This window comes from Modestobacter versicolor (genome assembly GCF_014195485.1).
GTDB classification, from domain to species: Bacteria; Actinomycetota; Actinomycetes; order Mycobacteriales; family Geodermatophilaceae; genus Modestobacter; species Modestobacter versicolor.
Genome location: NZ_JACIBU010000002.1, coordinates 49,004 through 62,852, shown reverse-complemented (window position 1 = coordinate 62,852; position 13,849 = coordinate 49,004). Strand labels below are relative to the sequence as shown.

Genomic DNA, 13,849 nt, shown 5'->3' with positions numbered 1-13,849 from the left:
GCAGGGACGCCCGGTCTGGTCACCGGCGCAATGTGCCAAGCCCGAGGGTGGACTCGGGCAGTCCGCTCGCCGACCGGTGACGCTGAGCCGGGTGTGACGACCGGGACAGGGTGGACCTCACCCGTCACGCGCGGCGGCGGTGAGCCGCGTCACGATGGCCGCGCGTACGGGTCCGGACGCAGCGAGGCCCCGGCGTCCGTCGGACGCCGGGGCCTCGTCGTGCGGGACCGGTCAGACCCGGGCCTGGCCGACGGCCTCACCGGTGGCGAGCGGGATGTCGGCCGCCACCGCCACTCCGTGGGTGCCCGCCGTCTTGGCGTTCTGGCTGGTCCGACGCTCGATGTACTTCGCCAGCTGGGACAGCAGCACGTTGACCAGGATGTAGATCAGCCCGGCCGCGACGTAGAGCTGGAAGGTGTACCGCGGCCCGAAGCTGAAGTTCAGCGTCTCCACCAGGCTCCGGGAGGTCCGCAGCAGCTCCATGTAGCCGACGATGAAGCCCAGCGAGCTGTCCTTGAGCAGCACGACCAGCTGGGCCACCAGCACCGGCAGCATCCGGCGCACGGCCTGCGGCACGAGCACGAAGCTCATGACCTGCCACTTGCGCATGCCCAGCGCGTAGGCCGACTCGCTCTGCCCCCGGTCGACCGACAGGATGCCGGCCCGGATGATCTCGGCGAGCACGGCCATGTTGTAGAGCGTCAGCCCGAGCGCCAGCGCACCGAACGCGCTGAGCGAGAGACCGACCTGGGGCAGGAAGAGGAAGCAGAACAGGATCAGCACCAGCAGCGGCACGGCGCGGAAGAACTCCACGACCGCGACGACCGGGATGCGCAGCCAGGCGTGCTCGGAGAGCCGGCCGACGGCCAGCAGCGCCCCCAGCACGGTCGCTGCCACCATGCCGACGGCGGCGACCTGGAGGGTGTTCACCAGCGCCTCGAGCAGCCGCTGGGGGACGTTGGTGGCGGGGTCGAAGAGGATCGCCCACCGCTCGCCCTCGAGCTGCCCGTTGGCGCCCAGCCGCCACAGGGCCAGGCCGACCAGCAGCAGCACCAGGACGATGCCCAGTGCGCTCCCGATCCGCTGGCGGCGGCGGGCGCGGGGGCCGGGGAGGTCGAAGAGGACCCGGGGCCCGGTCATCGGGTTATCGCCAGACGTCGCTCGAGGATGCCGATGACCCACGCCGAGGACAGCGTGATCACCAGGTAGGCCAGCACCACGGCGGCGAAGACCATGGCCAGCTGGTCGGCGTTGGCGTTCGCCAGGCGCTGCAGCACGGCGGTCAGGTCGGTGACGGCGAACCCTGCGGCGATCGAGGTGTTCTTCGCCAGCGCGATCCACACGTTGCCCAGCGGCGGGACGACGGTGCGGAAGGCCTGGGGGAGGACCACCGTCGACAGCGACTGCCGGAAGTCCAGGCCCAGTGCCCGGGCCGCCTCCGCCTGCCCCGACGGGACGGCGTTGATGCCCGAGCGCACCGCCTCGCAGACGAAGGCGGCGGTGTACAGCGACAGGGCGGCGACGGCGGTGAGGAACCGGGTCGGGAACTGCAGGTCGATGTAGACGATCCCGAACGCCAGGAAGAAGAAGACCACCGTCAGCGGGGTGTTGCGGAAGGTCTCGACGTAGAAGGTGGCCAGCGCGCGCAGGGCCGGGATGGGGCTCACCCGCATCGCGGCGAGCACGGTGCCGAGCACCAGCGCGACGATGCCGCTGACGACGGCCAGGCTGAGCGTGGTCAGGAAGGCGTCGCGCAGCAGGTCGAAGTTGTCGGCCAGGAACGACATCGGGCCTCCTCTCGTGAGGTCGGGTCGGGGTGGGGCCGGGAGTGGTGCCGGGGTCAGCTCACGCCACCCGCCGGCGCCCGGGGACGGGCGCCGGCGGGGGAGACGTGCGGGTCAGTAGCGGTCGACCGCCGGCGGCTCGGGGGCCTCGGTGCCGGTGATGGCACCGGCCGTGCGGTCCCAGGCCTCGGCCCAGCTGCCGTCCTCGAACGACTCCTCGAGGACGTCGTTGATGAAGTCGCGGAAGTCGTCCTGGCCCTTGGGGACGCCGATGCCGTAGGGCTCCTCGGTGAACGGGTTGCCCACCAGCTCGAGCTCCTCGGGCGAGCCGGCGACCAGACCGGTGAGGATCACGTTGTCGGTGGTCACCGCCTGGACGTTGCCGTTGCGCAGGTCGTCGGCGCACTTGGAGTACACGTCGTAGAGGACCAGGCTGGCCTCGGGGTAGTTGGTGCGGATGTTCTCCGCGGGCGTCGAGCCCTCGACCGAGCAGACGGTCTTGCCGGCCAGGTCGTCCGGCCCCTGGATGTCCTCGGGGTTGCCGGCGGCGACCATGATGTCCTGCCCGGCCTCGTAGTACGGCCCGGCGAAGTCGATGACCTCCTTGCGCTTGTCGTTGATGGTGTACGTGGCCACCACCATGTCGACCTGGCCGTTCTGCAGGAAGGGCTCGCGGTTCGCCGACACCGTCTCGGTGAAGGTGATCTGGTCCTCGGTCAGCCCCATCTTGGCGGCGACCAGCTTGGCCATCTCCACGTCGAAGCCCTCGGGGTCACCGGCGGTGTTGGCCAGGCCGAAGCCGGGCTGGTCGATCTTGGTGCCGACGCGCAGCTCGCCGGCCTCGACGATGGCGGCCATCGTGCTGCCCGGCTCGAACTCGACGTCGGTCTCGACCGCGGCGGTGGTGTCGGCCTCCTCGGCCGTCTCGCCGGCGTCGCTGGAGCAGCCGGCCAGCACGACGCCGGCGGCCGCGAGGGCGGCGGCGTATCGGGTGATGCGCATGAGGGGTCCTCTCGTGGGTGTGCGGTGGGTCAGTGGTTCAAGATCTTGGAGAGGAAGTCCTTGGCCCGGTCCGAGCTCGGGTCGGTGAAGAAGGTCTCGGGCTCGGCGGACTCGACGATCCGGCCGCCGTCCATGAAGACGACCCGGTTGGCGGCCCGGCGGGCGAAGCCCATCTCGTGCGTGACCACGACCATCGTCATGCCCTCACGGGCCAGCGTGGTCATCACGTCGAGGACCTCGTTGATCATCTCGGGGTCCAGCGCCGAGGTGGGCTCGTCGAAGAGCATCACCTTGGGGTCCATGGCGAGCGCCCGGGCGATCGCCACGCGCTGCTGCTGACCGCCGGAGAGCTGCGCGGGCACCTTGTCGGCCTGGGCGCTGACCCCGACCCGCTCCAGCAGCTCGCGGGCGCGCTTCTCGGCGTCCGCCCGCGACTGCTTGCGCACCTTGATCGGCCCGAGCATCACGTTCTCCAGCACGGTCTTGTGCGCGAAGAGGTTGAAGCTCTGGAACACCATGCCGACGTCGCTGCGCAGCCGGGCGAGCTCCTTCCCCTCGTCGGGCAGGCGCTGGCCGTCGATGGTGATCTCGCCCTGCTCGATGGACTCCAGGCGGTTGATCGTGCGGCACAGCGTGGACTTGCCCGACCCCGAGGGCCCGATGACGACGACCACCTCCCCGCGGTCGATCGACAGGTCGATGTCCTGCAGCACGTGCAGTTCGCCGAACCACTTGTTGACGCCGCTGAGGCGGACGAGAGGCTCTCCGGTCACAGCGGGTGACCCTAGAGGGCGTACCGCACCGACCGATCACTCTGCGATCACGAAGCTGTAACGACGCTGTGGGTTCCTGGTGCGCGTGTCGATCGGGTCACGATCACCTCGCGGTGGGCGACCGGTCCGGCGTCGTCGGTCGGGTCCGTACGATGCGGTGGTGAACGGCAAGACCTACCTCGTGCGCACGTACGGCTGCCAGATGAACGTCCACGACTCCGAGCGCCTCTCCGGGCTGCTGGAGTCCGCCGGCTACACGGCCGCCCCCGAGGGCACCGACGCCGACGTCGTCGTGCTCAACACCTGCGCCGTCCGGGAGAACGCCGACAACCGGCTCTACGGCAACCTGGGTCACCTGCGCCCGGTCAAGGACGCCCACCCCGGCATGCAGATCGCGGTCGGTGGCTGCCTGGCGCAGAAGGACCGCGGCGAGATCGTGAAGCGCGCGCCGTGGGTCGACGTCGTCTTCGGCACCCACAACGTCGGCTCGCTGCCGGTGCTGCTGGAGCGGGCGCGGCACAACGCCGAGGCCCAGGTGGAGATCGTCGAGTCGCTGGAGGTCTTCCCCTCCACGCTGCCGGCCAAGCGAGACTCCGCGCACTCCGGCTGGGTCTCCATCAGCGTCGGGTGCAACAACACCTGCACGTTCTGCATCGTCCCGGCGCTGCGCGGCAAGGAGAAGGACCGCCGCCCCGGCGAGATCCTGGCCGAGGTGCAGGCGCTGGTCGACCAGGGCGTGCTCGAGGTGACCCTGCTCGGGCAGAACGTGAACGCCTACGGCGTCGAGTTCCGCGAGCGCGGCGCCTTCGCCGACCTGCTGCGCGCCGCGGGCCGCATCGACGGCCTGGAGCGCATCCGGTTCACCAGCCCGCACCCGCGGGAGTTCACCGACGACGTCATCGACGCGATGGCCGAGACCCCGGCGGTCTGCCACCAGCTGCACATGCCGCTGCAGTCGGGGTCGGACGACGTGCTGCGCCGGATGCGGCGCGGGTACCGCCGGGACCGCTACCTGGGGATCATCGACCGGGTCCGGGCCGCGATGCCCGACGCCGCGATCACCACGGACATCATCGTGGGCTTCCCCGGCGAGACCGAGGCGGACTTCGAGGACACCCTCGACGTCGTCCGGCAGGCCCGGTTCTCCAGCGCCTTCACCTTCCAGTACTCCAAGCGCCCCGGCACGCCGGCCGCCGAGATGGACGGCCAGCTGCCCAAGGAGGTCGTGCAGGAGCGGTACCTGCGGCTGACCGCGCTGCAGGACGAGATCAGCTGGGCGGAGAACACCGCGCTGGTCGGCCACCGGGTCGAGCTGCTCGTCGCGGCGGGGGAGGGCAGCAAGGACGCCGCCCGCGGGCGGCTCTCCGGCCGGGCCCGCGACGGCCGGCTGGTGCACTTCACCGCGGCGGACGGCGTCCGGGCCGGCGACGTGGTCGAGACGATCGTGACGGCGGCGAAGCCGCACTTCCTGGTCGCCGACGGCGAGCTGGTCTCCCACCGGCGGACCCGGGCCGGCGACGCCGCCGAGGCCGGCACCCGGCCGACCACCCCGGGCGTCTCGCTGGGCATGCCGCAGATCGGCGTCCCCGCGCCGCTGGCGCCCGCCCCCGCCTGCGCCTGACCCGGCGCGCGATGAGCGTCGGCCGGCCGCTGACCCGCGACGAGCGCGCCGTCCTGGACGCCCTGCTCGCTGACGACGTCCCGGACGTCGCGACGCTGCGGGTGCAGGCGAGCACGGTGCTGGCCACTCGCGGCTGCTCCTGCGGCTGCGGGACGATCGACCTGGCCGTGGACCCAGTCGCGCCGCTGGCCGCAACGGCGGAACGCGACCCGGTGGAGGCGACCGTGGTCGACCAGGACGGCCGGGTCGTCGGCGGGCTGCTGCTGTTCGTGGCGGGCGGCCGGCTGACCGGCCTGGAGGTGTACGGGTTCGGTGACGAACCGCTGCCGATGCCACCGGCGGACCGGGTGCTGCGCTGACCCACCGGACGACGAGGGCCCCGACCGCAGCGGTCGGGGCCCTCGTCGGTCAGCTCAGCGGCGGGAGGAGGACTTCTCCGCCTCGGCCAGCCACTCCTTGCGGGTGGCCAGGTTGGCCTCGGCCTCACTGATCCGCTTGGCGTTGCCGGCGGCCTGGGCCTTGGCCAGCTGCTCCTCGGCCTTGGTCACCGCGGCCCGCATGGAGGTGAGCAGCGGGTTCTCCGCCTGCACCCGCGGGCGGGAGGACTCGGCGGCGCCGCGGAACTTCTCCTCGACGGCGCGCATCCGGTCCTCCAGGTCGCGCATGGCGCCGCGGGGCACGTGCCCGATGGCGTCGTAGCGCTCCTGGAGCTTGCGCAGCTGGCCCTGGTGGCCCTTGTTGGCCGGGTCGAGCTTCTCGGCCTCGGCCAGCAGCTCCTCCTTGGCCTTCTGGTTGGCCAGCTCGTCGCTGCTGCGCGCCTGGTCGGAGGCGGTGCGGGCGGCGAAGAAGACGTCCTGCGCGGCGCGGAACTTCTTCCACAGGTCGTCGTCGGTGTCTCGGCCGACCCGCGGCACGGCCTTCCAGCGGTCCATCAGCGTCCGCATCGCGGCACTGGTCGGGCCCCACTCCGTGGAGGAGGACAGCCGCTCGGCCTCGGCGATCAGCTCGCTCTTGGCCGCGCGGGCCTCCGAGCGCTGCTTGTCCAGCTCGGCGAAGTGCGCGCCGCGACGGCGGCCGAAGGCGTCCCGGGCGGCGGCGAAGCGCTGCCAGAGCGCCTCGTCGGTCTTTCGGTCGATGCCCTTGATCGTCTTCCACTCCTCGACGATCGCCTTGAGCCGGTCGCCGGCGGCCTTCCACTGCGTGGAGTCGGCGGCGATCTGCTCGGCCTCGGCGGCGAGCGCCTCCTTGCGGGCGACCTGCGCGGCCCGGGCCTTGGCCTTCTCCGCCCGGTTCGCGGCGACCGCGGTCTCGGCCATGCTGACCATCGCGCGGGCGCGCAGCGCCAGGTGGTCGAGGTCGCCGACCGCCGACGCGGTGAGGATCTGCTCGGCGAGCTCCTCGGCCTTGGTCTTGATCTCGCCCGGGTTGCCGGTGTGCGCGGCCAGCCGTGCCTCGAGCAGCGCGACCTCGGTGGCGAGGTCGTCGAAGCGGCGACCGTAGTGGGCCAGCCCCTCGGCGGGCTCGCCGGCCTGCCACGACCCGACCGGGCGCTCGCCGGCGGCGGTGCGGACGTAGACGGTGCCCTCGTCGTCGACCCGGCCCCAGGCGGTGGGGTCGGAGGCCGGCACGACCGGGACGGCGTCGGTCGCGCCCGGCTGCGGGTCGGCCGGGACGGCCGGAGCTGCCGGGGCCTTGCGCGGCTTCGACGGGCGGGGGCGCGGGGTCGGGACCGCGGTGAGCTCGCCGACGGACTCGGGGACCGTGTCGGTCAGCGCCGCGGGCGTCGGGTCGTCCTGCGCCGGGGCGGTGGCCGACTCGGCGGCCAGCACCCCGGTGTCGACGACGGTCGCCGCGTCCGTGGTCGGGTCGGTGACGACCTCGCTCGGCGTGGCCTCGGGAGCCGCCTCGAGGGTGGCCTCGGGGGTGGCCTCGGGGGTGGTCTCGGTGGTCGGGGCGGTGGCCGACTCGGCGGCCAGCACCCCGGTGTCGACGACGGTCGCCGCGTCCGTGGTCGGGTCGGTGACGACCTCGCTCGGCGCGGCCTCGGTGGTGGCCTCGGTGGTGGTGTCGGTGGTGGTGTCGCCGGTCGCGTCGGGAGGCGTCGGTGCGTCCTCGGTCGGCACGTCGCCGGATGCCGCCGCCGCCGCGGTCGTGGCGTCGCCGGACGTCAGGCCGGAGAAGTCGCCCGACGCCGCGGCGGCCGCCAGCGCGGCGGCCTCCTGGGGCGTGGCTGGCGGCGCCGACCCCGTTCCCGCGGTGGCGTCCGACGTCGTCGCGTCCCCGCCCTCCGCCGTCGGAGCACCGCTGGTCACCCCCTGCGGCTGGTCCTCCTCGGGGGTGGTGGCGGCCTGCTGCGTCCGGTCTCCGGTGTTCTCCGTGCTCGACACGCCAGCAGTCTCCCACGCGCCATCGGCGACACTGCCCCGCGTGAGACCTCCCCGGCCGGTCACGGTGGCCTTCTGCCCGCAGCCGCCCCTCCTGCTGCCCGCGGTGGCCGGGGTGCCCAGCACCGCCCTGTCGCTGGTGTGGGCCGCGGTCGACGCCGCGGTGCAGACCGTCCTGGAGGACCGGCCCGAGGTGGTCGTGGTGGTCGGCGACGGCGCGGACGGCGTCCGGTTCGGCCCCGGGGACGCCGGTGACCTGCGTGGATACGGGGTGGACCTGGAGCTGCCGTTCGCCGGCCGGGTGCGCCCGGGTGGGCGGCGGGTGCCCCTCCCGCACCTGGTCGGCGCCTGGCTGCTGGACCACGCGGGGCACATCGGGACCCGGCTCGGCGTGGGCCCTGAGGACCTGGCGAGCGCCCTGACCGACGTCCCCGGGCCGGTCGGCGTGCTCGCGATGGGCGACGGTTCGGCGCGGCGCAGCGAGAAGGCCCCCGGTGCGCTCGACCCCGCTGCCGGGCCCTTCGACGCCGAGGTCGCCCGCGCCCTGGCCGCCGGCGACGCCGGGGCGCTGGCCGCGCTGGACCCGGGCGAGGGGGCGCGGCTGCTGGCCGCCGGCGTGCCGGTGTGGCGGGCGGTGGGTGCCGCCCTCGCCGGTCGGCCGGTCGAGGCGCGGCTGCTCGCCGACGACGCGCCCTTCGGCGTCGGCTACCTCGTCGGCACCTGGCGGACCCGGTGACCGCGCTGCCGCCGGTCGTGGCCGTGGTGGGCCCCACCGCCACCGGCAAGACCGCGCTGGCCGTCGCGCTGGCCCACCGCACCGGGGGCCAGGTCGTCAACGCCGACTCGATGCAGCTCTACCGCGGCATGGACATCGGCACCGCCAAGCCCACCGCGGCCGAGCAGGACGGCGTGCCGCACCACCTGCTCGACCTGTGGGACGTCCGGGAGCCCGCCTCGGTGGCCGAGTACCGGCAGCAGGCCCGCGCGGAGGTGGACCGGCTGCGCGCGGACGGCGTCGTCCCGCTGCTGGTCGGCGGCTCCGGGCTGTACGTGCGCGCCGTCCTGGACGAGCTGGACTTCCCGGGCACCGACGCCGAGGTCCGCGCCCGGCTGACCGCAGAGCTGGACACCGCAGGCCCAGCCGCCCTGCACGACCGGCTGGCCGCGCTGGACCCGGCGGCCGCCGCGGCGATCCTGCCCAGCAACGGGCGCCGGGTGGTGCGGGCGCTGGAGGTCATCGAGCTCACCGGCCGGCCGTTCACCGCCCGGCTGCCCGAGCCCCGGGCGCACTACCCGGCGGTCACCATCGGCCTGGACCGGGCGGCCGAGGAGCTCGACGAGCGGGTCGCCCGGCGGGTCGACGCGATGTGGGCCGCCGGCTTCGTCGACGAGGTCGCGGCGCTGGAGGCCGCGGGGCTGCGCGAGGGCCCGACCGCCTCGCGCGCGTTGGGCTACGCGCAGGTGCTGCAGCAGTTCGACGGCACGCTGACCCCGGCCGAGGCCCGCGAGCGCACGGTCGCCACCACCCGGCGGTTCGTCCGCCGCCAGCGGTCCTGGTTCCGCCGGGACGCCGCCACCAGCTGGTTCGACGCCGGCCGCGCCGACCTGGCCGACGCCGTCCTCGCCGAGATCGCCGACCGTACGATCGGGCGGTGATCGACAGCGCGAGCCCGCGGGTGCTCCTGGGCCACGGCACGGAGAACGACTTCGTCGTCCTGCCCGACCCCGACGGGGAGGTGTGGCCGGAGACCCGGCTGGACGCCGACCTGGTCCGCCGGCTCTGCGACCGCCGGGGTGGGCTGGGCGGCGACGGCGTGCTCCGCGTCGTCCGCAGCCGGCACGTCCCCGACGCGGCCGCCGTCCTCGGTGCGGCGCTGCCGCAGTGCGAGTGGTTCATGGACCACCGCAACGCCGACGGCTCCTTCGCGGAGATGTGCGGCAACGGCATCCGGCTCTACCTGCACGTGCTGCTGGCCGAGGGGCTGCTGGACCGGTCGGCGGCCGAGGCCGGCGTCCTGGTCGGCACCCGGGGCGGCCCGCGTCGCGTCGGTGCGCGCCCGGACGGCGGCTACTGGGTCGACATGGGCCCGGCCGTGCCGCTGGGCCGGGGGGAGGCCCGCATCTCCGGCGTCGCGTACCCCGGTCTCGGCGTCTCGATGGGCAACCCGCACCTGGCCTGCCTCACCGACGTGGAGGTCGACACGCTGGACCTCTCGGTGCTGCCCGGCGTCGACCCGGCGATGTTTCCCGACGGCGTCAACGTCGAGGTGGTCAACGTGCTCGCCGCGGAGGACGCGGCCGACGGCGTCTCGGCGCACGTCCGGCTGCGGGTGTTCGAGCGCGGGGTGGGGGAGACCCGGTCCTGCGGCACCGGCGCCTGCGCCGCGGCGTACGCGGCGCTCGAGGCCGGCGGCCGGTCCGCCGGGACCGTCGCGGTGGACGTCCCGGGCGGCCGGCTGTCGGTGGAGTTCGACGGGACGACGACGGTGCTGTCCGGCCCTGCGGTCGTCGTCGCCTCCGGCGTCCTCACCCCGGAGTGGCTCGGGGTCTGAACCTCAGCGCCTGAGGCTCAGGGCTGGGCCGGTCCGCCCGCTGCCGCGTCGTGGTCCCCGGGGGCGTCACCGTCGTCGCCCCGTGGCGTGCCCCGGCCGGTGTCCTGGTCGGCGCCGCCGAGCGGGTTGCGCGGCACCTCGAGGCCGACCGGGTCGCGGCCCGGGTCGTCGAGCTCGCCGTCGGAGTTCGTGGTCGGGCTGGTCATCGTCGTCCTCCCTGCGGTGGGTGCGTCCCCGTCGCCCTACCCGGCGTCCGCCGGCGCAACCGGCGCGGGCCCGGTGGTGGCGTCGAGCTCGTCGGGCAGGTCGCCCATGGTCAGCAGCGGGCTGAGCACCACCGGCAGGCAGGCCGCGAAGCCGCCGGCGGCGGCGACCCAGAGCGCCGGGACGACGCCGAGCCACTCGCCCAGGACGCCGCCGGCGAGGCCGCCGAGCGGCATCGAGCCGTAGACGATGAACCGCACCGAGGCGTTCATCCGGCCGAGCAGCCGCGGCGGGCACAGCCGCTGCCGGAAGCTCACCTGCGTGACGTTGTAGACGACGGTCGACCAGCTGAGCACGAACCAGCCGGTGACCAGCCAGACCACCGGTGCGCCCACCGCCGCCAGGGGCAGGGACGTGCCCGCGGCGGCGAAGACCACCGCGGACAGCGGGATCGCCCGGCCCTCGCCGACCCGGCGGGTGTACCAGGCCGCCGTACCGGCGCCCAGCAGCCCGCCGACCGCCCCGACGGAGAAGACCAGCCCCAGCGTCGCCTCGGACAACCCCAGCTCGCGGATCACGTAGAGCACCAGCAGGGCGTTGGTCATCGAGCCGAACAGGTTCGCCGTCCCGGTGCAGGCCACGATGCGGCGCAGCAGCGGGTGCCGGACGACGAAGGACAGCCCCTCACCGATCTCGGTGCGCAGCGGGCGGCGGTCGGCGCGGTCCGGGACGGTGTCCGGCTGCCGGATGCTGCCCAGGAAGAGCGCGGAGAGCAGGAAGGACGCCGCGTCGACGAGCACCAGCACCGGCGCGCCCACCAGCCGCAGCAGCACACCGGTCAGCCCGGGGCCGGCCACCTGGGCGACCGCCCGGCTGGCCTCGAGCTTGCCGTTGCCGTCGACGAGCTGGTCGCGGTCGACCAGCGCGGGCAGGTAGCTCTGGTACGCGACGTCGAAGAAGACCGTCGCGGTGCCGGTCACCGCGGCGACGACGAAGAGCTGGCCGAGGGTCAGCACGTCGAGCAGGTAGGCCAGCGGCAGCGTGCCCAGCACGACCGCGCGCACCAGGTCGGCGACCACCAGGACGCGCTTGCGCCGCCAGCGGTCCACCCACGCCCCGGCCGGCAGCCCGATGAGCAGGAAGGCGGCCGTCTCCAGGGCGGTGAGGACGCCCATCTGCCACGGGGTCGCGTCCAGCAGCGTCACGGCGACGACCGGCAGCGCCAGCATGGTCACCTGGGTGCCGACCTGGCTCACCGTCTCCGCCGCCCACAGGTGCCGGAAGTCGCGGTGTCGGAGCAGGCTGCGGTCCGCGGTCACCGGTGCAGCCTGGGCTCAGTGATTGGGGAGTGTCAATCACTTCGCGGGCGTGTCGATCTAGGCTGCCGTCGTGACCGAGCCGGGCAGGGCGCGCGGGGTGCCACGGGTCGTCGGGGAGCGCCGCCCGGCCACCGACGCCGAGGCCCGCGCGCTGGCCTCCGCCGTCCGGCTGCGGATCCTGCGGCTCTGCCTGGACGAGCCGCTGACCAACAAGGAGCTGGCCGCGCGGCTGGGGCGCAACCCCGCGACGGTGCTGCACCACGTGCGCACCCTGGTCGAGACCGGCTTCCTGGTCGCCGAGGAGGCCCGCCGGGGCGCCCGCGGCGCCCGGGAGGTGCCCTACCGGGCGACCGGCAAGAGCTGGCTGATGGACGGCGCAGGCGGGCCGGCGGCCGGCCGTGACCCCTCGCTGGCGGCGTTCCTCGAGGAGGTCGCCGCGGTGGGGGAGCACCGGCTGGAGAGCAACCGGCTGGGGCTGCGGCTGTCCGCCGCGGAGAAGGCCGAGCTGGGCCGGCGGCTGCACGAGGTGCTCGACGAGTTCGCCCGCCGGCCGGCCGACCCGGACGGCGAGAAGTGGTCGGTCTACCTCGGGATGCACCCGGAGGTCTGAGGTGTTGTACCCGGCGATGACAACAGCTCGAACCACAAGTCAGTCGCCCTCCACGCCAGGGCGTGCCACGCTGGAGCCGATGACGACAGCCCAGAACCGCGCGATCCTCGACGAGGCCGAGGCCCGGGTCGACAAGGCCGCGCGTGCCCGCGCCGCCGGTGCCCGGCCCGCCCCGGCCGACCAGTGGGACGCCCCCGACGACACCACCGGCTCCTACATCAAGGAGGAGCGCGGCGCCCTGCGCCGGGTCGCCGGGCTCTCCACCGAGCTCACCGACGTCACCGAGGTCGAGTACCGGCAGCTCCGCCTGGAGCGCGTCGTCCTCGTCGGCGTCTGGACCGAGGGCACCGCGGCCGACGCCCAGCGCTCGCTGGCCGAGCTCGCCGCCCTCGCCGAGACCGCCGGTTCCCAGGTCCTCGACGCGCTGATGCAGCGCCGCGACAAGCCCGACCCGGCCACCTACGTCGGCTCGGGCAAGGCCGCCGAGCTGCGCGACGTGGTCGCCGCCAGCGGCGCCGACACCGTGATCTGCGACGGGGAGCTGGCGCCGGGCCAGCTCAACCAGCTGGAGAAGATCCTCAAGGTCAAGGTGGTCGACCGGACCGCGCTGACCTGGACATCTTCGCCCAGCACGCCACCAGCCGGGAGGGCAAGGCCCAGGTCGAGCTCGCCCAGATGCAGTACATGCTGCCGCGGCTGCGCGGCTGGGGTGAGTCGCTGAGCCGGCAGGCCGGTGGCCGGGTCGCCGGTGGTGGCGGCATCGGTACCCGCGGCCCGGGTGAGACGAAGATCGAGACCGACCGTCGCCGGATCCGCGCCCGGGTGAGCAAGCTGCGCAAGGAGATCGCCGGCATGGCGACCGCCCGCACCACGCAGCGCAACTCCCGCGACCGCAACTCCACGCCCAGCGTGGCGATCGCCGGGTACACCAACGCCGGGAAGTCCAGCCTGCTCAACCGGCTCACCGACGCCGGGGTGCTGGTGCAGGACCAGCTCTTCGCCACGCTGGACCCCACGGTCCGCCGCGCGCAGACCCCCGACGGCCGCGAGTTCACGATGACCGACACCGTCGGCTTCGTGCGCCACCTGCCCCACCAGCTGGTCGACGCCTTCCGGTCGACCCTGGAGGAGGTGGCGGCCGCCGACCTGCTGGTGCACGTGGTCGACGGCGCCGACCCCGACCCGCTGGGCCAGATCGACGCGGTGCGGGTCGTCCTCAACGAGATCGACGCGACCAAGGTCCCCGAGCTCATCGTGGTCAACAAGGTCGACGCGATGTCGCAGGACGACGTGCTGGCGCTGCGCCAGGCGCTGCCCGGTGCCGCGTGGGTCTCCGCCCGCACCGGCGAGGGCATCGAGGCGCTGCGCGACGTCATCGCCGCGCGGCTGCCGCACCCGCACGTCGACGTGGACGTCCTGGTGCCCTACGACCGGGGTGACCTGGTGGCCCGGGTGCACCGCGACGGCGAGGTCGTCGAGGAGCGGCACGAGGCCACCGGCACGCGGCTCACCGCCCGGGTCGAGCCCGACCTCGCGGCGCTGCTCGTGGACTACGCCGTCCCCGTCGCGGGCGTCTAGACCCTGCTCCCGGTGGTGCGCC

The 13,849-nt window shown here is 74.2% G+C and carries 15 protein-coding genes; 8 read left to right on the top strand and 7 right to left on the bottom strand.

The annotated features are described in order from the left end of the window. Positions 1-231: 231 nt before the first annotated feature. The 4 genes from FHX36_RS20320 to FHX36_RS20305 all read right to left on the bottom strand — a co-directional run bounded on the left by FHX36_RS20320 (position 232) and on the right by FHX36_RS20305 (position 3,559). The gene (locus FHX36_RS20320; protein ID WP_110551565.1) at positions 232-1,140 is read right to left on the bottom strand and encodes an amino acid ABC transporter permease; all 909 of its coding nucleotides are present in this window, start codon (positions 1,138-1,140) and stop codon (positions 232-234) included. Then, the gene (locus tag FHX36_RS20315) at positions 1,137-1,787 is read right to left on the bottom strand and encodes an amino acid ABC transporter permease (protein ID WP_110551564.1); all 651 of its coding nucleotides are present in this window, start codon (positions 1,785-1,787) and stop codon (positions 1,137-1,139) included. Before FHX36_RS20315 ends, FHX36_RS20320 begins: the two co-directional genes overlap by 4 nt. Positions 1,788-1,898: 111 nt before the next feature. Continuing rightward, positions 1,899-2,786, bottom strand: a complete 888-nt coding sequence (locus tag FHX36_RS20310) for a glutamate ABC transporter substrate-binding protein (protein WP_110551563.1) — start codon at positions 2,784-2,786, stop codon at positions 1,899-1,901. Between the two features lie 29 nt (positions 2,787-2,815). Then, the gene (locus FHX36_RS20305) at positions 2,816-3,559 is read right to left on the bottom strand and encodes an amino acid ABC transporter ATP-binding protein (RefSeq protein WP_110551562.1); all 744 of its coding nucleotides are present in this window, start codon (positions 3,557-3,559) and stop codon (positions 2,816-2,818) included. A gap of 160 nt (positions 3,560-3,719) precedes the next feature. On the opposite strand from FHX36_RS20305, the gene miaB reads away from it, so the two are divergent. Together miaB and FHX36_RS20295 are read left to right on the top strand one after the other, a co-directional pair. After that, complete coding sequence (miaB, locus tag FHX36_RS20300) at positions 3,720-5,180, top strand: tRNA (N6-isopentenyl adenosine(37)-C2)-methylthiotransferase MiaB (protein ID WP_110551573.1); 1,461 nt, start codon at positions 3,720-3,722, stop codon at positions 5,178-5,180. Positions 5,181-5,191: 11 nt separating this feature from the next. Continuing rightward, positions 5,192-5,539 carry a hypothetical protein gene (locus tag FHX36_RS20295; protein WP_110551561.1) on the top strand — a complete coding sequence of 116 codons (348 nt, stop codon included), beginning with the start codon at positions 5,192-5,194 and terminating at the stop codon, positions 5,537-5,539. A gap of 54 nt (positions 5,540-5,593) precedes the next feature. Here FHX36_RS20295 and FHX36_RS20290 read toward each other — a convergent pair whose 3' ends face one another. Continuing rightward, complete coding sequence (locus FHX36_RS20290; RefSeq protein ID WP_183514279.1) at positions 5,594-7,567, bottom strand: DUF349 domain-containing protein; 1,974 nt, start codon at positions 7,565-7,567, stop codon at positions 5,594-5,596. Between the two features lie 40 nt (positions 7,568-7,607). Here FHX36_RS20290 and FHX36_RS20285 point away from each other — a divergent pair, with 40 nt between their 5' ends. Genes FHX36_RS20285 through dapF form a run of 3 tightly spaced genes read left to right on the top strand, consistent with a single transcriptional unit; the run spans position 7,608 to position 10,116 of the window. Continuing rightward, entirely contained in the window at positions 7,608-8,300 is a 693-nt protein-coding gene (locus tag FHX36_RS20285; protein ID WP_183514277.1) for a class III extradiol ring-cleavage dioxygenase family protein, read from the top strand. After that, on the top strand, positions 8,297-9,220 hold the full coding sequence (gene miaA, locus FHX36_RS20280) for a tRNA (adenosine(37)-N6)-dimethylallyltransferase MiaA (protein WP_110552984.1): 924 nt from the start codon (positions 8,297-8,299) through the stop codon (positions 9,218-9,220). Before FHX36_RS20285 ends, miaA begins: the two co-directional genes overlap by 4 nt. Then, positions 9,217-10,116: a diaminopimelate epimerase gene (gene dapF / locus FHX36_RS20275; protein WP_110552985.1), complete on the top strand. Its 900-nt coding sequence runs from the start codon at positions 9,217-9,219 to the stop codon at positions 10,114-10,116. Before miaA ends, dapF begins: the two co-directional genes overlap by 4 nt. Before the next feature lie 17 nt (positions 10,117-10,133). On the opposite strand, the gene FHX36_RS20270 is transcribed toward dapF, so the two are convergent. Together FHX36_RS20270 and FHX36_RS20265 are read right to left on the bottom strand one after the other, a co-directional pair. Beyond that, positions 10,134-10,322: a hypothetical protein gene (locus FHX36_RS20270; RefSeq protein ID WP_110552986.1), complete on the bottom strand. Its 189-nt coding sequence runs from the start codon at positions 10,320-10,322 to the stop codon at positions 10,134-10,136. A gap of 36 nt (positions 10,323-10,358) precedes the next feature. Then, a complete protein-coding gene (locus FHX36_RS20265; protein ID WP_110552987.1) occupies positions 10,359-11,639 on the bottom strand; it encodes an MFS transporter in 1,281 nt (426 codons plus the stop codon). Positions 11,640-11,709: 70 nt separating this feature from the next. On the opposite strand from FHX36_RS20265, the gene FHX36_RS20260 reads away from it, so the two are divergent. From FHX36_RS20260 to hflX, 3 genes are all read left to right on the top strand, one after another. Next, positions 11,710-12,249 carry an ArsR/SmtB family transcription factor gene (locus FHX36_RS20260; RefSeq protein ID WP_258372854.1) on the top strand — a complete coding sequence of 180 codons (540 nt, stop codon included), beginning with the start codon at positions 11,710-11,712 and terminating at the stop codon, positions 12,247-12,249. A 79-nt stretch (positions 12,250-12,328) separates the two neighbouring features. Further along, entirely contained in the window at positions 12,329-12,970 is a 642-nt protein-coding gene (locus tag FHX36_RS23185; RefSeq protein WP_246407229.1) for an HflX-like GTP-binding protein, read from the top strand. Beyond that, on the top strand, positions 12,862-13,827 hold the full coding sequence (hflX, locus tag FHX36_RS23180) for a GTPase HflX (protein WP_246407276.1): 966 nt from the start codon (positions 12,862-12,864) through the stop codon (positions 13,825-13,827). The genes FHX36_RS23185 and hflX overlap by 109 nt, the downstream gene beginning before the upstream one ends. Positions 13,828-13,849: the final 22 nt, after the last annotated feature.

Bases quoted from the DNA above. Each gene is read 5' to 3' on its own strand.
- FHX36_RS20310 (WP_110551563.1), bottom strand. From the start codon at position 2,786: ATGCGCATCACCCGATACGCCGCCGCCCTCGCGGCCGCCGGCGTCGTG.
- FHX36_RS23185 (WP_246407229.1), top strand. From the start codon at position 12,329: ATGACGACAGCCCAGAACCGCGCGATCCTCGACGAGGCCGAGGCCCGG.
- FHX36_RS20295 (WP_110551561.1), top strand. From the start codon at position 5,192: ATGAGCGTCGGCCGGCCGCTGACCCGCGACGAGCGCGCCGTCCTGGAC.
- FHX36_RS20315 (WP_110551564.1), bottom strand. From the start codon at position 1,787: ATGTCGTTCCTGGCCGACAACTTCGACCTGCTGCGCGACGCCTTCCTG.
- FHX36_RS20320 (WP_110551565.1), bottom strand. From the start codon at position 1,140: ATGACCGGGCCCCGGGTCCTCTTCGACCTCCCCGGCCCCCGCGCCCGC.
- FHX36_RS20270 (WP_110552986.1), bottom strand. From the start codon at position 10,322: ATGACCAGCCCGACCACGAACTCCGACGGCGAGCTCGACGACCCGGGC.